The 20,690-nt window shown below is 44.8% G+C and carries 20 protein-coding genes; 4 read left to right on the top strand and 16 right to left on the bottom strand.

Features of this window, described 5'->3' with window-relative positions; all coding sequences use genetic code 11:
• Positions 1–174: 174 nt before the first annotated feature.
• Complete coding sequence (locus tag ACTS60_RS21720; RefSeq protein WP_440889942.1) at positions 175–1,635, top strand: sodium-dependent transporter; 1,461 nt, start codon at positions 175–177, stop codon at positions 1,633–1,635.
• Complete coding sequence (locus tag ACTS60_RS21715; protein WP_440889941.1) at positions 1,635–1,733, top strand: MetS family NSS transporter small subunit; 99 nt, start codon at positions 1,635–1,637, stop codon at positions 1,731–1,733. The genes ACTS60_RS21720 and ACTS60_RS21715 overlap by 1 nt, the downstream gene beginning before the upstream one ends.
• A 76-nt stretch (positions 1,734–1,809) precedes the next feature.
• Here the strand turns inward: ACTS60_RS21715 and ACTS60_RS21710 are convergent, their stop codons facing one another.
• The 15 genes from ACTS60_RS21710 to yceD all read right to left on the bottom strand — a co-directional run bounded on the left by ACTS60_RS21710 (position 1,810) and on the right by yceD (position 14,972).
• Positions 1,810–2,211: a hypothetical protein gene (locus ACTS60_RS21710; RefSeq protein WP_440889940.1), complete on the bottom strand. Its 402-nt coding sequence runs from the start codon at positions 2,209–2,211 to the stop codon at positions 1,810–1,812.
• Positions 2,212–2,451: 240 nt separating this feature from the next.
• Complete coding sequence (gene ptsG / locus ACTS60_RS21705; protein ID WP_440889939.1) at positions 2,452–3,882, bottom strand: PTS glucose transporter subunit IIBC; 1,431 nt, start codon at positions 3,880–3,882, stop codon at positions 2,452–2,454.
• Positions 3,883–4,326: 444 nt separating this feature from the next.
• On the bottom strand, positions 4,327–5,094 hold the full coding sequence (locus ACTS60_RS21700; RefSeq protein ID WP_440889938.1) for a TatD family hydrolase: 768 nt from the start codon (positions 5,092–5,094) through the stop codon (positions 4,327–4,329).
• Positions 5,085–6,047 carry a DNA polymerase III subunit delta' gene (locus ACTS60_RS21695; protein WP_440889937.1) on the bottom strand — a complete coding sequence of 321 codons (963 nt, stop codon included), beginning with the start codon at positions 6,045–6,047 and terminating at the stop codon, positions 5,085–5,087. Before ACTS60_RS21695 ends, ACTS60_RS21700 begins: the two co-directional genes overlap by 10 nt.
• 24 nt (positions 6,048–6,071) lie before the next feature.
• Positions 6,072–6,704 carry a dTMP kinase gene (tmk, locus tag ACTS60_RS21690; protein ID WP_440889936.1) on the bottom strand — a complete coding sequence of 211 codons (633 nt, stop codon included), beginning with the start codon at positions 6,702–6,704 and terminating at the stop codon, positions 6,072–6,074.
• The gene (gene mltG, locus ACTS60_RS21685; RefSeq protein WP_440889935.1) at positions 6,701–7,717 is read right to left on the bottom strand and encodes an endolytic transglycosylase MltG; all 1,017 of its coding nucleotides are present in this window, start codon (positions 7,715–7,717) and stop codon (positions 6,701–6,703) included. The genes tmk and mltG overlap by 4 nt, the downstream gene beginning before the upstream one ends.
• Positions 7,714–8,529 (bottom strand): aminodeoxychorismate lyase, encoded by an 816-nt coding sequence (gene pabC / locus ACTS60_RS21680; protein ID WP_440889934.1) that lies wholly within the window; start codon positions 8,527–8,529, stop codon positions 7,714–7,716. The genes mltG and pabC overlap by 4 nt, the downstream gene beginning before the upstream one ends.
• 107 nt (positions 8,530–8,636) lie before the next feature.
• Complete coding sequence (gene fabF, locus ACTS60_RS21675; protein WP_440889933.1) at positions 8,637–9,884, bottom strand: beta-ketoacyl-ACP synthase II; 1,248 nt, start codon at positions 9,882–9,884, stop codon at positions 8,637–8,639.
• 93 nt (positions 9,885–9,977) lie between these two features.
• On the bottom strand, positions 9,978–10,211 hold the full coding sequence (gene acpP, locus ACTS60_RS21670) for an acyl carrier protein (protein ID WP_004406112.1): 234 nt from the start codon (positions 10,209–10,211) through the stop codon (positions 9,978–9,980).
• 245 nt (positions 10,212–10,456) lie between these two features.
• Entirely contained in the window at positions 10,457–11,191 is a 735-nt protein-coding gene (gene fabG / locus ACTS60_RS21665; protein WP_010449297.1) for a 3-oxoacyl-ACP reductase FabG, read from the bottom strand.
• A 34-nt stretch (positions 11,192–11,225) separates the two neighbouring features.
• A complete protein-coding gene (fabD, locus tag ACTS60_RS21660; RefSeq protein WP_440889932.1) occupies positions 11,226–12,149 on the bottom strand; it encodes an ACP S-malonyltransferase in 924 nt (307 codons plus the stop codon).
• 76 nt (positions 12,150–12,225) lie between these two features.
• Positions 12,226–13,176, bottom strand: a complete 951-nt coding sequence (locus ACTS60_RS21655; protein WP_440889931.1) for a beta-ketoacyl-ACP synthase III — start codon at positions 13,174–13,176, stop codon at positions 12,226–12,228.
• A 5-nt stretch (positions 13,177–13,181) separates the two neighbouring features.
• On the bottom strand, positions 13,182–14,207 hold the full coding sequence (gene plsX, locus ACTS60_RS21650; protein ID WP_440889930.1) for a phosphate acyltransferase PlsX: 1,026 nt from the start codon (positions 14,205–14,207) through the stop codon (positions 13,182–13,184).
• Between the two features lie 10 nt (positions 14,208–14,217).
• Positions 14,218–14,388: a 50S ribosomal protein L32 gene (gene rpmF, locus ACTS60_RS21645; protein WP_005396978.1), complete on the bottom strand. Its 171-nt coding sequence runs from the start codon at positions 14,386–14,388 to the stop codon at positions 14,218–14,220.
• Positions 14,389–14,447: 59 nt separating this feature from the next.
• Entirely contained in the window at positions 14,448–14,972 is a 525-nt protein-coding gene (yceD, locus tag ACTS60_RS21640) for a 23S rRNA accumulation protein YceD (RefSeq protein WP_010449311.1), read from the bottom strand.
• A 149-nt stretch (positions 14,973–15,121) separates the two neighbouring features.
• Between yceD and ACTS60_RS21635 the strand changes: the two genes are divergently transcribed.
• Positions 15,122–15,703: a Maf family protein gene (locus ACTS60_RS21635; protein ID WP_440889929.1), complete on the top strand. Its 582-nt coding sequence runs from the start codon at positions 15,122–15,124 to the stop codon at positions 15,701–15,703.
• Between the two features lie 377 nt (positions 15,704–16,080).
• Here the strand turns inward: ACTS60_RS21635 and rluC are convergent, their stop codons facing one another.
• Positions 16,081–17,025, bottom strand: a complete 945-nt coding sequence (gene rluC, locus ACTS60_RS21630; protein ID WP_440889928.1) for a 23S rRNA pseudouridine(955/2504/2580) synthase RluC — start codon at positions 17,023–17,025, stop codon at positions 16,081–16,083.
• Positions 17,026–17,663: 638 nt separating this feature from the next.
• Between rluC and rne the strand changes: the two genes are divergently transcribed.
• The gene (rne, locus tag ACTS60_RS21625; RefSeq protein ID WP_440889927.1) at positions 17,664–20,669 is read left to right on the top strand and encodes a ribonuclease E; all 3,006 of its coding nucleotides are present in this window, start codon (positions 17,664–17,666) and stop codon (positions 20,667–20,669) included.
• Positions 20,670–20,690: the final 21 nt, after the last annotated feature.

Below are 20,690 nucleotides of genomic sequence, written 5' to 3'. Positions count from 1 at the left end.
TATAAAGCATTTAATTCTAATTCTTTTTGGCACACACAAAATAAAGCACCAGAATTTTATAGCGATACCGAATATCGGGCAGAAAACTGATGGATAACAGTTGGCCTTTATTCTTTTGGTTTGCGCCTTGCCAAGAAGAGCTTCATTCCTTAGGGAGTAGTACAGGAGTCAAATATGAAGCGAGAACAATGGGGATCCCGTGCGGGATTCATCTTAGCCGCAGTCGGTTCAGCCATCGGTTTGGGTAACATCTGGCGTTTCCCATACATGGCTTATGAAAATGGTGGCGGTGCCTTTTTTATTCCTTATCTTTTCGCCATGATTACCGCAGGTATTCCATTCATGATCCTAGAGTTCAGCATGGGTCAAAAATACCGTGGTTCTGCGCCTAAAACACTGGCAAAAATCCATTCTAAGTTTGAATGGCTTGGCTGGTTCCAAGTTGGTGTAGCCGCTGTGATCGCCGTTTATTACGTGGCAGTTATTGGCTGGGCAATCTCTTACTTTGGCATGTCGTTTACCCAAAGTTGGGGTTCAGATACTAACGCTTTCTTCTTCAGTGAATACCTAAAGCTTGGCGATAACTCCCCTACCGACTTAGGTAGTATTCAATGGAAGATCGCACTGTCTATGCTGATTGCATGGGCTATTACCTACACCGCTATTGTTAGTGGTGTAAAATCAGGAATAGAACGCGCATCTAAGATTATGATGCCTGTTCTGTTTCTCATGGTGCTCTTCCTGATCGGCCGAATGATTTTCCTTCCAGGTGCACTAGATGGTGTGAACTACATGTTCGAGCCTGATTTCAGTAAGATTTGGGACGTGAAGGTATGGGCAGCTGCGTATGGACAGATTTTCTTTACGCTAAGTATCGGCTTTGCAATCATGCTGGCTTACTCAAGCTATTTGCCTGAGAAGTCAGATATCACCAATAATGCATTCATGACAGTTTTGATTAACTGCGGCTTCTCTATCCTTGCCGGTATCATGATTTTCTCTGTTTTAGGCTATATGGCCCAAGAGCAAGGTAAACCGCTTACAGAAGTGGTATCAGCAGGCGTAGGCTTAGCGTTTGTAACGTTACCTGCGGCAATTAATCTGTTACCTGCACCTTATATCCTTGGCCCATTGTTTTTCTTTGCTTTGGTTATTGCCGGCTTGAGTTCGCATATTTCGATTATGGAAGCGGTAACATCTGCGGTTATTGACAAACTGAAGTGGAGCCGCAAGAAAGCCGCGAACGTGGTCATTGGCAGCGGTTTTATTGTCTCAATGGCATTTGCAACCAATGGTGGCCTGCTTCTATTAGACTTAGTCGACCACTTTGCCAACAACATCGGCATCATGGCGGGTGGTCTAGTCGAAATCGTGTTAATGACTTGGCTACTAAAACGAGTACCTGAAGTTCACAACTATGTGAATGAGCGCTCTGATTTCTCAGTTGGTCAATGGTTTGAGATCTGTCTACGCTTCATCACCCCAATCATGTTGGCGGTTATTTTAACAACGAAGCTGTATGCACTACTAACAGAAGGCTATGGTGGCTATGACCTAACACTAGGCTGGGCAATAATTGCCGCACTGTTTGTGTTTGGAGTACTGATTAACGTAGTAAGCAAGGAGAAGGCATAATGACAACAAGTGCAATTATCATGATGATCATTGGCCTTGGCATCACTTGGGGTGGCGCCGCGGTATGTATTAAACGAGCGATGGACAAGCAGCGATAGAGCTAATGATTAATTAATCCAAGTTCAGGTGAATCAAGTAAAATGCCGGCTCAAATGCCGGCATTTTTGTATAAAGTCAGAAGCTATATTTGATCCCTAGCGCCCCACCGATTTGTAAGTCTGGCCCTTTGTAAAAATCTACCTCTGGATGAACTTGGGCGTAAAGATCCCAGCCTTTTGAGAGATCCCAGTTCAAACCAAGTGGAACACGAACGCCGAATTCATCATTCCACTCATACCAACCACCAATACCAACGTACCAAGTTACGGGCACATTCTGCTCAAAAGAACCCCGCTTAGCAATGTAGTCAAACGCCATACCATCGTTACCGATAATGCCGCGGTACGTATCATCAATTTCAACGACGACACTCAGTTGTTGGTCCACTGCCATCCCGACCGAAAAGTTAGTCGGTTGACTCGCCGCCATACTAATACTTGGAAGCAATACGCCTGCCAATATTATTTTCTTCTTCATACACGTCATAACTCTTAAAAAACAGTGTACACAATTCAATCATCATTCGATGCTTTTTTGTCAATGTACGGTAAGGAGAACGTATAAAATAAGCGATAAACGTAAGGCTGGGAACAAGATCACACAGAGGAGTATGGGCTGGTAGAGAGCAAATGAAGTATGTATGAGTTGGGATAGGGGGAAGTGGTTCAGAAAATAAAAAAGGAGGCCGAAGCCTCCTTTTCTCATGAATGACTGAGATTAGCCGTGGTTACGAATCCACTCATCCATTTCAGTTTTTAGGTTGTCAGACTTAGTACCGAAGATAGCCTGTACACCACCTGCTACAACTACAACACCAGCAGCGCCAAGTTGTTTCAGTTTGTCTTGGTCTACTGCAGCTGTATCAGCTACTGCTACACGTAGACGAGTGATACATGCGTCTAGGCCAGTGATGTTTGCTTTACCGCCAAATGCTGCAACAAGCTCACCTGCCATGTCAGAACCAGTAGCTGTTACTGTATCTTCAGACTCATCTTCACGACCAGGAGTTTTCAGGTCAAGAGCTGTAATTACAGTACGGAACACTACGTAGTAGATTACTGCGTAAACTAGACCTACAGCAATCATTAGACCCATCTTCTGAGCGTGACCAGATAGAACTAGGAAGTCGATCAGACCGTGTGAGAATGAAGTACCGTGTACGAAGCCTAGAGTGTTAGCAACAACGTATGCAGAACCAGCTAGTAGAGCGTGGATACCGTATAGTAGTGGAGCAACGAATAGGAATGAGAATTCGATTGGCTCTGTAATACCAGTTAGGAATGAAGTCAGAGCAGCTGACGCCATGATACCCATTACTTTCGCGCGGTTTTCTGGTTTAGCACAGTGAGCAATAGCAATTGCTGCAGCTGGTAGACCGAACATCTTGAACATGTAACCACCCGCTAGCTGACCGAAGCCATTACCAGCAGCACGAGATGCTTCATCAGCAACTAGGTAACAAGTTAGTACGCCGTTTTGAGTTTCACCAGCAGCGTTCACACAAGTACCAGCTTCGAAGAAGAATGGTACGTTCCAAACGTGGTGTAGACCGAACGGAATTAGAGAACGCTCAACAACGCCGTAGATACCGAACGCTAGTTGTGGGTTTTGGTGTGCAGCCCAGTCAGAGAATGCAGAGATTGCACCGCCGATTGGTGGCCATACAACAGAAAGTACAACCGCTAGGATAATCGCAGCAAAACCAGTGATGATTGGCACTGCGCGTTTGCCAGCGAAGAAGCCAAGGTACTCTGGAAGTTGGATTTTGAAGAAACGGTTGAATGCCCAAGCAGCAACACCACCGACAAGGATACCACCTAGTACACCTGTATCGATTTTCTCAACACCCATGATGCCAGCCATAACACCTAGTGTCGCTGTCATGATGCCGTAACCAACGATTGCAGCAAGACCTGCTACACCGTCGTTGTTTGTGAAGCCAAGTGCCACACCAACAGCAAATAGAAGTGCCATTTGGCCGAATACTGAACCACCGGCTTGTTCCATTAAGTTCGAAACGATCTCTGGAATGAAGCTTAGGTGGGCAGCACCAACACCTAGTAGGATACCTGCGACTGGTAACACTGATACTGGTAGCATCAGAGCTTTACCAACTTTTTGCAGGTTTGCAAAAAGGTTCTTAAACATGTTTATGCTCCTGATAAATTATAAGTATTATTTGGGCACTAACGGCACACCCCCGTAGCCTAAATGTTAGCACCCAATGAAAATGTAACCACACGTTGCATTATATTTTCCGGCTCTAAATATATATTGATGACCCTCAAACTTTCCACACAGTTACGAAATTTAGTTTCAAAACAAGTCTTAGATCACATGGAAAACCAGCTAGTGAAAAGGTTTGCATCGAAAGTAAATTATTGTTTTAAAAGAATTTTTATATCTATAAAATTAATTTTAGTGCGTAAATAAAATAAACACCGATGTTATTTTTAGTAACAAAATTACATTTGTGGCTTTTGAGCACTAGTGAATCAACATTTTTAGTAAACATTAAACTAATTGGTGTTTTTGTTGCTTTAATCAACAAAAAAGGGGCTTTCGCCCCTTTTTTAAACCATTTTATTATTTCTACCGCAAAAAAAGATTTTGGAAATTTTCGGTTGTTTTTCGTCCAACCTCGGATAAAGCACACCCTTTTAGCTGCGCAATGTAGGCTGCAACTTCGACAACATAAGCCGGTTGATTCTCTTTTCCACGGTGTGGCACAGGAGCTAGATAAGGTGAATCCGTCTCTATAAGTAACTTTTCTAGAGGCAGAGCTTTCACTACTTCTTTCAATTCTGTCGCCTGACGGAAGGTCACAATACCCGAAATTGAGATGTAGAAACCTAAATCTAAAGCAGCTTCTGCAAATGCTACATCTTCAGTAAAGCAGTGGATTACGCCACCACATTTTTCAGCCCTACCGTTACGTAGAATTTCTAATGTATCCTCACGTGCATTACGTGTGTGGATGATCAACGGTTTGTTCAACCCTACAGCTAAATCAACTTGCTGCTCAAAACGCTCTTTTTGTAGTGCTGCTGTCTCTGGTTTGTAGTGATAATCCAAACCTGTCTCACCGATCGCAACCACCTTTTCATGAGACGCATGTTGGTATAACGTTTCGAGTGAAAATGCACTTTCTACATCTAATGGGTGTACACCACAAGATGCGTAAACATTCTCATACGGCGTGATCAACTCCAGCATTTTAGGGAAGGAGTCCAACGTAACACCTACTGACAATAATTCGGTGACGTTAGCTTGTTTTGCATTGTTAATAACGTCTTCAACATTCAGATGAAGATCGTCGTAATTCAACTTGTCTAAATGACAATGCGAATCTACGAACATAATGCCTCTCGTGATTCAATTAACCAATTCATAGATAGTAGCTCAAGGTTTAAACCTGGGAAGGTTTGTACCTGAGCTTTCAACGCCAGCAGCGTTTGAGCTGCATGGTATAAACCGTTGTAGTTATTTGGCTGAAACTTAACAGCCCCAGGAAGTTGATCAGCTTCCGCCACACCAAACTGTGCTTTTTGAGCATCAGTCAACAGATACCATGCCCAATCGAATGCTTTATCGGGGGTCTTCGCCATCAAAGATGCGCATTGGAACACATCCGATATAGGCGAAGACAAGGTCTCGATAAAGCAGCGTTCAAACACTTGATACTCATCAAGCTCACCACTTTTTACCGATTCTAGCGTTCTAATTGGTGAACCCATGTTCAGTTTTAGAGCATATGCTGGCACTTGCGAAGCACCTCGTTCGCTCATCCAACTCATCGCTTGCTCTGCCGTTGGCGGTGTTACCACCCATTGTTGGCAACGACTCTGAATCGTTGGCAATAGTCGCTCTTGATTATGGGTAACCAATAAGAACAAACATTTCTGTCCCGGTTCTTCTAGTGTTTTTAGCAACGCATTAGACGCCGACTCGTTCATCGCATCCGCGGGCTCAATGATAAACACTCGATAGCCATTTAGCTGGGAGGATTCATGAGCAAGGCGGTTACACGCACGAATCTGATCTACCGAGATTGATTTACCTTCTTTCTCTGGCTTAACCCAGTGTAAATCAGGGTGGCTGTTTGACTGGGTAAGCTGACAACTATGGCAGAATCCGCATGCTTCACTGGTGTAGTTTTGGCACAGCAATGAATGACTGAAGAGCTCAACCAGCTTATCAACCGCGAGTCCTTTTTCACTTTGCAGTAATAGTGCGCCCGGCACTCGCTCTGAATCTAAGCTTGTTTTGAGGTTATCCCAAACGGGTTGTAACCATGGAAAGTCATTTAACATGAGTTACCTCAATCCACGTTTTGCTTACAATGATGCTAGCCACTCGTTAAGAGCAACTTTAATGTCTTGTGCTACTTCTTCTATCGTTTGATCTGCATTGATCACTACGATTGAATCATCAGAATTTGCAAGTTCTAAGTAACGCTCACGAGTACGCTCAAAGAAGCTGATGTCCATCTTTTCGATTCTGTCTAGCTCACCACGGCCACGAGCACGTTCAAGACCGACGCGCGGATCAATATCCATGTACAGTGTGAAAGCAGGCTTGAACTCACCTAACGTAGTATCACGTAGGTTCTTCATCAGCGATGCGTCGATTTGGCGACCACCACCTTGGTAAGCTTGAGAAGACAAATCATGGCGATCACCCACAACCCATTGGTTGCTTGCAAGTGCGGGCTTGATGACGTTCTCAACCAACTGAACACGTGCTGCGTAAAGCAAAAGCAGCTCAGTCATATCTTTAAGATCTTCGCCTTCGTGCTCTTCTTTTACTAATGCTCGCATCTTTTCAGCAAGAGGGGTTCCGCCAGGCTCACGCGTGTTGACGATATCTTCGATACCTGCAGCTTTCAGCGTATCTAAAACCGTTTTAATGGCAGTACTTTTACCAGCGCCTTCTAGGCCCTCAACGACAATAAAGTTTGCTTTCATCATTTGTTCTTTCTTAGTTCTCTTAAATAGGCACGCACAGCACGGTTGTGCTCAGCAAGGGATTTCGAAAATACATGTCCGCCCTTTCCACTTGCTACGAAATATAGATAGTTACTGTTTTCTGGGTTTAACGCGGCTTCAATAGAAGCTTCACCCGCCATAGCAATCGGCGTTGGTGGCAAACCGTTGATTGTATATGTGTTGTATGGTGTTGGAGTACGTAAATCCTTCTTACGAATATTACCATCGTACGCATCGCCCATACCGTAGATAACGGTCGGGTCGGTTTGTAGGCGCATGCGTTTATTTAGACGGTTAACAAATACCGATGCAACGCGCTCACGCTCCGAGTCAATCGCCGTCTCTTTTTCGATAATAGAGGCAAGAATCAGCGCTTCATATTTATCTTTTATTGGCAGTTTTTCTTGACGCTGTTCCCATTGTGCATCAAGAATCTTGTTTAACTTGCTATGAGCACGCTCTAAGATCTGACTTTCGCTTGTACCAGCAGTGTAATGGTAGGTCTCGGCAAGGAATAGACCTTCAAGCTTTTCACGCTCAATACCTAGCTTTTCAGCCATCTCTTTTTCAGATAATCCGGTTAAGTCATGCTTTACATAAGGCGCGGTGCTGAGTTGTTCTACCCATTCCGAGAAGCGACTACCTTCCACAAACGTAATTGCAAACTGATGCTCTTTGCCCGTATTAAGCTGTTCTAACGTTTGATAGAGCGAAAGCTTTGGCTCTAGTTGGTAAGTGCCTGCTCGCACTTCAAGAAGCTCTGGGTAAAGATGAGGCATCAAACGAGTGTAGTCAGAAGCTTCGATAATGTTATCTTTCACCAAGTCACGCATTACTCGGTGAAAGCTGGTGCCATTATCTACTGTAAACAGCTGCGGCTGTTCTATAAGAATTGGCGAGTTAACGTATTGCTTAGTCTGTGAAACAACGTAAAAAACACCTGCTGCACCAATAACGGCAATCAGTACAACAAACGCAAACAGTTTTTTAATCACGTATTTAGATTCCCTTGAAGTCGTCGAGTCAGTTTTCCAATTGGAAATTCAATCTTGTTATCTGGTGTTGAAATACCGGAAACCGGCACTACACCCAATAGTGAGTTACACATCCACACCTCTTCTGCTTTAAGCAAATCCGTCAGTGTGAATTCGGCTACCTGTACCGGGTAACCTTCGGCTTGGAAAAATTCCAACACCTTACGGCGCATTACGCCAGCCACACCAGACAAACTCAAATCAGGTGTGTATATCCTTTTATCATTAACCCAAAAAAGGTTTGCCATTGTAGTTTCTATGACATGATTTTGCACATTTAACGTCACAGCATCCGCAAATTCAGAGCCATCAATTTCAGCCTTTGCGAGAACCTGCTCTATTCGGTTGTTGTGCTTGTGACCCGCCAGTAATGGTTGAATACCGAGCCGAGTTTCACAAACGCCTAACTGCACGCCATTTTCTTGCCACAAAGCATAATGAGAGGGATACCCAAAATTCGAAATAGTCACAACCGGGCCATCTATACCGCTTGGGCTGTATCCTCGCCCACCAGCGCCACGGCTGATATGTATTTTGATTCCTGCAGACTCACCTTCTAAGACCGCCAGCCTTGCCCAATCAAAAACCGTATTCCAATCAGGGAAAGGGATTTGCAATGTTTTTAGACACGCCTCCATACGTTCAATATGCGCTTGCCAGTGCTCCAGTTGACCGTACTTAGTCTTAATGGTGGTGAAACAGCCATCACCGTACTGAAATGAGCGGTCACCGAGAGAAACATGCGTTTGTGGAAGTCCATTTACCCAGAACATTCAGATACCCTTTCTTTCTGATCGACAAATAAAACAAAACGGCTCAATGCTATGCATCGAGCCGTTAGAATACAAGTATCGCTACTCTAAAACAGTGTTAGAGATTTTTACTCAGCGAATTTTTTGAATACAAGTGAACCGTTTGTACCACCAAAGCCAAACGAGTTACAGATAGCGTATTCCATATCAACTTTGCGCGCAGTGTGCGGTACAAGGTCTATATCTAGGCCTTCTTCAGGATCATCTAGGTTAATCGTTGGTGGAACGATTTGGTCAACCAGCGAAAGAACCGTAATGATTGCTTCAACCGAACCTGCTGCACCTAGTAGATGACCAGTCATCGACTTAGTAGAAGATACGAGTACTTGCTTTGAGCCTTCTTCACCAAGAGCGCGTTTCACACCCTTGATTTCTGCAACGTCGCCAGCTGGTGTTGATGTACCGTGAGCATTCACGTAACCAACTTGCGTACCCGTGATGTTTGCATCACGCATCGCCGCTTCCATTGCTAGTGCACCACCTGAACCATCTTCACTTGGAGAGGTCATGTGGTACGCGTCACCAGACATACCAAAGCCAACAAGCTCTGCATAAATCTTAGCGCCACGAGCTTTTGCATGCTCATACTCTTCAAGAACCATCATACCCGCACCATCACCAAGAACGAAGCCATCACGGCCTTTATCCCATGGACGAGACGCTTTTTGAGGCTCATCATTACGAGTCGACAATGCTTTAGCAGCACCGAAACCAGCCATGCCAAGTGGTGTTGATGCTTTCTCTGCACCACCAGCAACCATCGCTTCTGCATCGCCGTATGCAATCATACGAGCAGCATGGCCGATGTTGTGAAGGCCTGTAGTACATGCAGTAGAAATCGCGATGTTTGGACCACGAAGACCACGCATGATAGATAGGTTACCTGCAACCATGTTTACGATGGTCGAAGGAACAAAAAATGGGCTAACTTTACGCGGGCCTTTCTCAACAAGTGCTGAGTGACCTTTTTCGATCAGGTCTAGACCGCCAATACCAGAGCCGATTGCGACACCAACTCGAGCTGCGTTTTCTTCGGTAATTTCTAAGCCAGAGTCATCCAACGCTTGGATACCCGCTGCAATGCCGTACTGGATGAATAGATCCATTTTACGAGCATCTTTTTTAGACATGTACTCTGTGCAATCAAAATCTTTCACAAGACCTGCAAAACGAGTCGAGAAGTTCGTTGCATCGAAATGATCGATGTTCACGATACCGCTTTGACCTTCTAGCAGGGCTTTCCAAGATGATTCTACTGTGTTGCCTACCGGTGACAACATACCCATGCCTGTGACAACTACACGACGCTTGGACACGATATAATTCTCCGGGAATTGAATGTTTCTATGAGAGGATAGAAGAAGTTAGAAAGAACACAGGCGGTCTAGGAGACCGCCTGGGAGAGATAATTACTGAGCGCTGTTTACGTAGTCGATTGCAGCTTGAACAGTAGTGATTTTCTCAGCTTCTTCGTCAGGAATCTCAGTGTCGAATTCCTCTTCTAGAGCCATAACTAGCTCTACTGTGTCTAGAGAATCAGCACCTAGATCGTCAACGAAAGAAGCTTCATTCTTAACTTCTGCTTCGTCTACACCTAGCTGTTCAACAATGATTTTCTTTACGCGTTCTTCGATGTTGCTCATTTTTCTTTTCCTTTACAGATTTCGCCTAATGCGATGATTCCGTAGTTTATTCGAACTATGGAAAGTTGCAAGGGGGTCCTTGCTGGTCAAACCACAAAATTAGCGAATTTAACCGAATTTCAATACATTTTTGACTTAAATCATGCACAAATCTTGTGCACGACCATCACAACTTAATGACAGTTAACAGCAACTATAGGCTATTTTTCATAAAGTAAAATAGCTTATTTTGCACGAACTGTGCATTAAACCATGTACATGCCGCCATTTACATGCAAAGTTTCACCAGTAATGTAAGCTGCTTCAGGTGAAGCAAGGAATACTACTGCTGATGCAATTTCACGTGGGTCACCTAGACGACCTGCAGGCACGTTCGACAACGTTGCTGCACGTTGGTCATCATTTAGCGCCTTAGTCATATCAGTTTCGATGAAACCAGGAGCGACTGTGTTAACCGTTACACCACGAGAAGCGACTTCACGAGCCATTGATTTAGTGAAACCAATTACGCCTGCTTTCGCTGCTGCGTAGTTCGTTTGACCAGCATTACCCATAGTACCAACAACAGAACCGACGTTGATGATGCGACCAGCGCGTTTTTTCATCATGCCACGTAGAACCGCCTTAGACATGCGGTAGATTGGCGTTAGGTTTGTGTTGATGATGTCGTTCCACTCGTCATCTTTCATACGCATTAGTAGGTTATCGCGAGTGATACCAGCGTTGTTAACTAGAATATCGATCACACCGAACTCATCGTTGATGGTTTTTAATGTTGCTTCGATAGACTCAACGTCAGTCACGTTAAGTGCTAGACCTTTGCCGTTTTCACCTAGGTACTCGCTGATCGCCGCAGCGCCGCCTTCAGATGTCGCAGTACCGATTACCGTTGCACCGCGCTCAACAAGAAGTTCAGCAATCGCACGACCAATGCCACGGCTTGCGCCTGTCACTAGAGCGATCTTACCTTCTAGATTCATCATGTTGTGTTTTCCTTTTCTTATCGTGAACAGATTACTTAGCAGCTTCTAGCGACGCTACGTCGTTAACTGCTGCTGCGCTTAGTGTTTTCACGATACGTTTAGTCAGACCTGTCAGTACTTTGCCAGGACCAAGCTCAAGAAGATTTTCTACGCCTTGCTCGCTCATTAGTTGCACGCTCTCAGTCCAACGAACTGGGCTGTGTAGCTGACGAACAAGTGCGTCTTTGATTTTTGCAGGATCCGTTTCTGCTACCACATCAACGTTGTTGATTACTGGAAGTTGTGGTGCGTTGAATTCAATAGACTCTAGCGCAACCGCTAGTTTCTCTGCTGCTGGTTTCATTAGTGCACAGTGTGAAGGCACTGAAACAGGAAGAGGAAGTGCACGCTTAGCACCTGCTTCTTTACATAGTGCGCCCGCGCGCTCTACGGCATCTTTGCTACCTGCGATAACAACTTGACCAGGCGAGTTGAAGTTTACTGGTGAAACTACTTCACCTTGCGCTGCTTCTTCACAAGCTTTTGCAATCGCTTCATCATCTAGGCCGATGATTGCGTACATTGCACCAGTACCTGCTGGTACTGCTTCTTGCATTAGTTGACCACGTAGCTCAACCAGTTTGATTGCTTCTTTAAAATCAATCACACCAGCACATACCAGTGCCGAGTACTCACCTAGGCTATGGCCTGCTAGGTTTGCTGGTTGCTCAAGACCAAGATCTTGCCATACGCGCCAGATAGCAACGGACGAAGCTAGCAAAGCAGGTTGTGTACGAAAAGTTTGGTTTAGATCTTCTGCAGGTCCATTTTGAACAAGCGCCCATAGGTCGTAACCTAGTGCGTCAGATGCTTCTGCAAATGTTTGTTTTACTACGTCATATTGTTCACCTAGATCTGCAAGCATACCAACTGCTTGAGAACCTTGGCCTGGGAATACGATAGCAAACTTGCTCATGTTGTTTTCCTTTAAGCAAAGTAAAAAGAAATAAGATGCACCGTAGCGCACCTTAAATTTTAAATTCTTGTGAAACTTAGAACTTCACCAGGGCAGAGCCCCAAGTGAATCCGCCGCCAAACGCTTCAAGAAGTAGAGTTTGACCACGCTTAATACGACCATCTCGTACCGCTTCATCCAGCGCAGTCGGCACTGTCGCTGCAGACGTGTTGCCGTGCTTATCTAGCGTAATCACGACTTGATCTAGTGACATCGAAAGTTTCTTCGCTGTCGCTGAAATAATGCGGTAGTTCGCTTGATGCGGCACAAGCCAGTCTAATTCAGACTTATGCATATCGTTCGCTTCAAGTGTGTCCTTTACTAGCCTTGAAAGCTGAGTAACCGCTACTTTGAATACTTCGTTACCTGCCATGTGCAGCCACTTGTCAGCATCTTTACCACGTTCAGGGACAGGTAGGCTCAGCAGATCGCCGAATTGACCGTCCGAATAGATGTGCGTAGAAATAATACCTGGCTCTTCGCTAGCACCGATCACAACCGCGCCCGCTGCATCACCAAATAGAATGATGGTTGAGCGATCAGTTGGATCACACGTTTTTGACAGTGCATCTGCACCAATCACAAGTACGTTTTTACACATACCAGATTTGATGTGCTGATCAGCAACAGACAAAGCATATACAAAGCCTGAACAAGCAGCGGCCAAGTCAAATGCTGGACAACCTTTAATGCCAAGCTTTCCCTGCACCTGACACGCAGATGAAGGGAAAGTATGGCTACTGCTAGTAGTAGCAACGATAATTAGGTCGATATCATTCTTATCAATGCCGGCCATATCGATAGCGTTTTCAGCTGCGTAGAATGCCATGTCTGCAACAGTTTCGTTTTCTGCTGCAATTCGACGCTCTTTAATACCAGTGCGAGCAACAATCCACTCATCACTTGTATCTACCATTTTCTCTAGGTCTGCGTTAGTACGCACCTGAGATGGCAGGTAGCTGCCAGTACCTAAAATTTTGCTATGCATGAAGACTAATAATGCCTCTCGAGTAAAACCGCTTCCAAACGATCGCTAATACGGCTTGGTACCTGTCGTTTGACCTCGTGTACTGCCTCGCCAAGTGCATTGACAATCGCAGATACATCCGCACTTCCATGGCTTTTTATGACAATGCCGCGCAATCCTAGCAAACTTGCGCCGTTATACTGGTCGGGGTTCAGTGTTTTTAGTTCATTAAATAGCCGAGAAAACAACTTTCTAGCAATCCATCCCTTTATCGTTGATGCCATCATGCTAGTTTTGATTTTTTCGATAAAGAGTTGTGCTGTTCCCTCGCTGGCTTTTAAGCATACGTTACCGACAAAGCCATCACAAACAATGACATCGGCTACGTCATGCAAAATTTGATTACCTTCAATATAACCCACAAAATTAATTGCGTCGGTTTGAGAAAGCATTTCTGCACAACGTTTAACTAAATCGTTTCCTTTAATTTCTTCAGCACCAATATTCAGCACAGCCACACGAGGTGGATAACCGAGGTGTTCCTCAGCTAATGCACTGCCCATCACTGCAAACTGGAATAAACTGTCGGCATCGCACGACACGTTTGCACCGAGATCTAACATCCAGGTACGTTTGCCACTAATGGTTGGTAAGGCGGAAACTAAAGCAGGACGCTCAATACCAGGAAGCAGTTTAAGAATAAAGCGTGAAAGCGCCATTAGCGCCCCGGTGTTACCACCACTCACACAAGCATCTGCTTCATTTTCAGAGACGAGATCGATGGCCATACGCATAGAACTATTTTGACTATTACGTAATGCTAAAGAAGGCTTTTCTGAATTTGAAATCACTTTCTCGCTATGAAGAATACTCAAGCGAGAACTGGTTGAGGTACCTAGTTGAGATAATTGAGACGTGATCAGAGATTGATCACCTATAAGAATCACTTTCAGCTCTGGGAAATGAGACAGTGCCTGCACGGCGGCAGGCACTGTTACGCGTGGACCGAAATCCCCGCCCATTGCATCAAGTGCAACGGTAATACTTTGCAAAGGTTCAACCTTACTTGTTGATAACCTTTTGACCACGGTAGTAACCTTCAGCAGTTACGTTGTGGCGTAGGTGAGTTTCACCAGAAGTCGCGTCTACAGATAGTGCAGCTGTAGTTAGCGCATCGTGTGAACGACGCATACCGCGCTTAGAACGAGTTTTACGGTTTTTCTGTACGGCCATTGACCCTACTCCTATACTATTGGGTTAAAAACCTAAAGAAGAAGCGGCTACCACACCAGTTACTTTTTCAGATTTTTCAAAACGTCGAATGGATTCGGTTTTTCTTCCTCAATTTCTTCAGGAATCTCACCAAAAACCATGTTATTTGAATCAACGCTACAATCCGCTTCATCGTGCATTGCGATTTGAGGTAATGTTAAGATGAACTCGTCTTCAACTAGTTGTATAAGGTCTAATTCACCGTACTCATTTAGATCTACCAAATCATAAATTTCTGGTGCTTCCTCTTCTGTCTTCTCACCGTAGTAAGGAGTGTAAAGGAATTCAACTTCACACAAATGTGTGAATACCTCATTACAACGCTGACACTCTAAATCGACTTCGATGTTAGCTTTACCAGAGATAACAACAAGTCGCTGTTCATCAATATCAAATGACAATGAGACTTCTGCGTCGCGTTTTACGCCTTCAGTTGTTTCCGCTAAGCGCTTGAAAAGACTAGCTTGGATGATGCCATCGTAATCTAATCGTTTCTGTGCGGACTTCGCCGGATCAACCGTTCGCGGTATTTTTACCTTTTGCATAGGGCGCGAATATTATCTTCCAAATCAAAATTAGTCAAAGAAAAAGGCAAAAAAGTTGTACTTTTTTACGCTTATCATACAGAGCATTAGCCAGAATCGATTTTGATCGATTATCCTAGTGAAAATGCTTGTGCGAATTGTAATTCAAAATGAAAAATTACCAACTGGTTTTAGCCTCAACCTCTCCTTTTCGTAAACAACTGCTGGAAAAATTAGCAGTCTCTTTTACTTGCCTATCACCAAACTGCGACGAAACACCTTTGCCGAACGAAACGCCTCTAGAATTGGTACAAAGGCTAGCAATCGATAAAGCGACGTCTTGTGATACAAACCAAGACAGTTTGGTCATAGGTAGCGATCAAGTATGTGTCATTGACGGTAGAATTGTCGGCAAGCCCCTTACACGTGAAAATGCCATTAACCAGTTATTGGCTCAAAGCGGTAAAACCATCACTTTTTATACCGGGCTTGCAGTACATAACACAGCCACGAGCCATACTGAAGTCGGCTTCGATACCTTTGAAGTACATTTTAGAGATTTGGCTCGCGAGCAAATCGAGCGTTACGTTGACAGAGAAGAACCGTTTTACTGCGCTGGCAGTTTTAAAAGCGAGGGTATGGGGATTTGTCTGTTTAAGAAGTTAGTCGGCAAAGATCCGAATACGTTAGTCGGACTGCCACTTATTGATTTGATCGACATGCTGCAAAAACAAGGGTTAGAGGTTTTGTAGGGAATACAGAAGACTCCAAAGGGCTTATATGGACGGTTTAAGCAGTAACATCAAGCTAATGACTTTGCATCTCAACCAGAGATTCCCGACATCGCTCCTTCGTCGCTTTCGGGAATGACGCCGTATAACCTCATCCATCAAAAAGTAAGTCATAACCCACTTAAATTCAGAATTCACTGCACGTCATCCTCAAGAGTGAGGAACGAGCGAGTTGGGGATCTCTTTCAACGGTACTGCTGAGCACAAAGTTCTCATAACTCAACAGACAAAGCTGCCGCCACTCTCTAAAAAGCTTTCTACGATCAAAAAAGCCGATGTATTAACATCGGCTTTTACATAGGTCTTTGCGATCCCGAAGGATGTCGGCGCTCTTGCCTCTACTTTTTACGCAAACCCACTAAGACCTTCTCTAATTTTGCTTCCATCGGCGCGTTGATTTCCATCCACTCATCATTCGATGGGTGCTGGAACTTGATGTTCGCTGCGTGTAGGAACAGACGATCCAAGCCAACTTGGCCTGTATAAGCATCAAAGCGACGGTCGCCATATCGATCATCCCAAGCAATTGGGTGGCCCGTGTATTGGGTATGAACACGAATTTGGTGAGTACGTCCCGTAATTGGGCTCGCTTGTATCAGCGTCGCTTGCTCGAACTTTTCCAATACTTTAAAGCGCGTCTCAGACGGTTTACCGTTTGGGTTCACTCGTACAATACTGTTCACTTCATTCTTAAGCAGCGGCGCGTTAACCACTTTACAGCTGTTTTTCCACTCGCCCATCACGAGGGCGAAGTAGAATTTCTTCACCGTCTTTTCACGAAACTGTGCCTGCAAATGACGCAGTGCAGAACGCTTCTTCGCAACAAGTAATATACCTGAGGTGTCACGGTCGATACGGTGAACTAATTCAAGAAAGCGAGCCTGTGGGCGTAAAGCACGAAGTGCTTCGATCGCACCAAACTTAAGCCCACTGCCACCATGAACTGCCGTTCCAGAAGGCTTGTTAAGAATCAGCATATGGTCATCTTCAAAAATGATCATATGTTCCAATTCTGCCACTTTGTTTAATTTCGTGCTTGGCGCAACGTCTTCTTCTTTCTTCTCCACTGTTACCGGAGGAATACGAACCAGATCGCCTGCTTTTAGCTTGTATTCTGCTTTAACACGCTTTTTGTTTACGCGCACTTCTCCCTTACGCACGATTCGGTAAATCATGCTCTTTGGGATGTCTTTTAATTGGTTACGCAAGAAATTATCAATGCGTTGACCCGCCATATCTTCGTCTATATCAACGAACTGGACTTTTGTTCTTATTTCGCTCATGTGCGGTATTGTAAACCCAAATCTGTACGACTTCACATTATTCTTGCTGCGAAAGAAATACTTGTTGCCATAAATCGTTCTAAAACACGTCAACCTTTTGTTTCGATTATCAAAAGTCTTGGCCAACTTCTCGATTTGTTTTGCTTCTTTCTCAGTTTTTAAGACTCAACTGCTTATGAAACAGCCAGTTATAAATTACAAAATTTGAATTTAGCGCCAAATTTTCCAACGTTTGCGTGAAAGCAGATTGCTGATATCCACGTGCACTGCTATAGTTCACAGCTGCTAAGGAAGGTTTGGTTACATTTTGTTCATTACCAATCATTTATCCCCAAGCAATGTGAGTAGATTGTTGAAGCTCAGGTGCTGCATTGGCGTAAGACATGCTGAATTCAACACACTTGTTACTCTACTCCTCGCATATTCACGTTGAGTATCTACCGCACCGTATAGCGGGTCACAAGCCTGCGTTTCCAACGAAACCCAAACTAGACTTGTGATGACTGAAGTGCCCTAGAGCATCCCCTTCCAGCCGGGAGGCTGCAAAATATAGCCATGGGATCAGGCACCGTGAAAGAGCGAAAAAACAGTGACAAGTTGACTAGAAAGATAAAAGAAAAGACAACGAGAAATTTTCAATGAAAAGAATGTTAATTAACGCAACTCAAAAAGAAGAGTTGCGTGTCGCTCTGGTTGATGGCCAGCGACTTTTCGATCTTGATATCGAGAGTCCAGGTCATGAGTCCAAAAAAGCGAATATCTACAAAGGACGTATCACACGTATCGAACCAAGCTTAGAAGCCGCATTTGTTGATTACGGTGCTGAGCGTCATGGTTTCCTTCCTCTTAAAGAAATTGCCCGCGAATATTTCCCTGAAGGTTACACTTACCAAGGTCGTCCAAGCATTAAAGAAGTGCTGACCGAAGGCCAAGAAGTGATCGTACAAGTGGAAAAAGAAGAGCGTGGTAGTAAGGGCGCTGCTCTAACTACTTTCATCTCTTTAGCAGGTAGTTATCTAGTTCTGATGCCAAACAACCCTAGAGCAGGCGGTATTTCTCGCCGAATCGAAGGTGATGAGCGTACTCAACTAAAAGCTGCATTAAGCACTCTTGAACTACCGCAAGGTATGGGTCTGATTGTTCGTACAGCTGGTGTTGGTAAAAGTGCAGAAGAACTAGAGTGGGACTTGAACGTACTCCTAAATCATTGGGGTGCAATCAAAAGTGCAGCAGATTCTAACCCTGCTCCATTCTTAATCCACCAAGAAAGTAACGTTATTGTTCGTGCAATTCGTGACTACCTACGTCGTGATATCGGTGAAATTCTAATTGATAGCAACACTATCTACGAACGTGCTAAAGAACATATTCAACTAGTGCGTCCAGATTTCATCAACCGCGTTAAAAAATACGATGGTGAAGTACCACTGTTCAGTCACTACCAAATCGAAAGTCAAATTGAATCAGCTTTCCAACGTGAAGTGCGCCTGCCATCTGGTGGTTCTATCGTTATCGACCCAACAGAAGCGCTAACTTCTATCGACATCAACTCTGCTCGCGCAACAAAGGGCGGTGATATCGAAGAAACAGCACTGAACACCAACCTAGAAGCTGCTGACGAAATCGCTCGTCAGTTGCGACTGCGTGACCTTGGTGGTCTGGTAGTTATCGACTTTATCGATATGACACCGGTACGCCACCAGCGTGAAGTAGAAAACCGTCTACGTGAAGCCGTTCGTCTAGATCGCGCTCGCGTTCAAATTGGTCGTATTTCTCGCTTTGGTTTATTGGAGATGTCTCGTCAACGTTTGAGCCCATCTCTAGCAGAAGCAAGCCACCATATCTGTCCTCGCTGTACAGGTACTGGTGTTGTTCGTGACAACGAGTCTCTAGCGCTTTCTGTACTTCGTCTAATCGAAGAAGAGGCGTTAAAAGACAATACAGCTCAAGTGCTGGCAGTTGTCCCTGTTCCAATCGCATCATACCTTCTAAACGAAAAGCGTCGCTCTGTGAACCACATTGAGCGTACACAAGAAGTGAAGATCACGGTTGTTCCTAACTCAGACATGGAAACACCGCACTTTGAAGTGATTCGTGTTCGTGAAGGCGAAGAGTTCGACCTGCTTTCTTACCTACTTCCAAAGAAACTGGAAGCAATGAAAGAAGCAGAAGGCAAAGAAGTACCAGAGACTGAATTAAAGCCTAAGAAGATCGAAGAACCTGTACTAAAAGGCTTTGCTTCTTCAACTCAATCAGCTCCAACACCAGCAGCGAAACCTGCTGCTGCGGCTACCGCGCCTAAGAAGAAAGACGTAGAGCAAGAAGAAAAACCTGGTTTGTTTAGTCGTTTGTTCAAAGCATTAAGCAGCTTCCTATTTGGTTCTAATGAAGAAAAAGAAGAACCTAAGCAAGAAGAAACTAAGCCTGCACGCGACAACAAACGAAACAACAGACGTGATCGTAACGACCGTCGCCGTAACCCACGTGACAACAGAGATAACCGCGATAACAAACGTCGTCGCAAGCCACGTGATGAGCAGGCAACAGAGCAAAACGAAACACAGCAGCCTAATAAACAGCAAAACCGTAACCAAAAACGCAAACCAAAAGCTCAGCAAGCAGATAAAGCTCAAGAGCAGAAAGCAAACGCTAAGGTAGCGGAAAAAGGTCTACAGCTTGCGGCTGAAGCTCGTACTGGCTCTGAAGCTAAACCTGAAGAGAGCAAAGCGAAGTCAAATGCGAAAGCAGAAAAAGTTAAAGAGCGCCGTCAACGTCGCAAACTTAACAAATCTGTACGCGTTAAAGATCAGCAAGCTTCAGAACAGGCAGCTGAGGCTCCAGTAAAAGCGATTGAAACTCCTGTAGAGAAGCCAGTAGAGGCAGTGGCTGAGACTCAACAGGATAAGGATAACAAAGCAGAATCAAAACAACGTCGTAACCGTCGTTCACCGCGTCACCTACGTGCAAGCGGTCAACGTCGTCGTCGTGGTCGCGATCGTCGCCCTAACCCATTCCGCCTACGTAAAGGTGGTGTAGCATCTCCTGAGATGGCAATGGGCAAAGTGATGCCACGCTACATTCCAAAACCAGCGCCTAAGAAGGAAGAGCGAGTGAAGGAAGAAGCAGCGGTAGTAGCGACAGCAGTACCTGCAATCCAAGGTGGTTTTGCTTGCCCTGAAATGGCGATGGGTAAAGTGATCATTCGCCGTGAACAACCTGCAGTCGTTGAAACGCCAGTGGTTGAACCAAAAGTTCAACAACCTGTAGAAACGAAAGTAGAAGCTCCAGTTGTAGAAACACCTATTACAGCAGCACCAGTGGCTGAACCAGCAGTGGTAGAGCAAGCTGAAACCACTACAGAAGCAGCTCAAGAGCCAGTAGTTGAAGTGGTAGAAGACACTGTAGAGCAAGTTGCAGTAGAAGCACCAATCGCTGCACCAGCTCCTAAAGCTGAAGTTATCAAAGTAGCAGCTAAGCCACGCGCTAGTGCTCCGATGACTAAAGCACCAGGTCCTCAAGAGCTTCGCGAGATTACTGTTTCAGCAGCACCGTTTAAAGCTGAGCGCTACGCACCAAAAGGTGCAGGTAGCCAAGTAGCGACTAACCGTGCATCTTCAGGAATGACAAAGCCTAACTTTAACTAAGGTTTTAGCTTGTCATCGCAT

This window comes from Vibrio sp. WZ-1, assembly GCF_052037695.1.
In the GTDB taxonomy this organism is placed as follows: domain Bacteria; phylum Pseudomonadota; class Gammaproteobacteria; order Enterobacterales; family Vibrionaceae; genus Vibrio.
The sequence above is the reverse complement of the archived record's forward strand: the minus strand, read 5'-3'. Positions and strand labels throughout refer to the sequence as shown.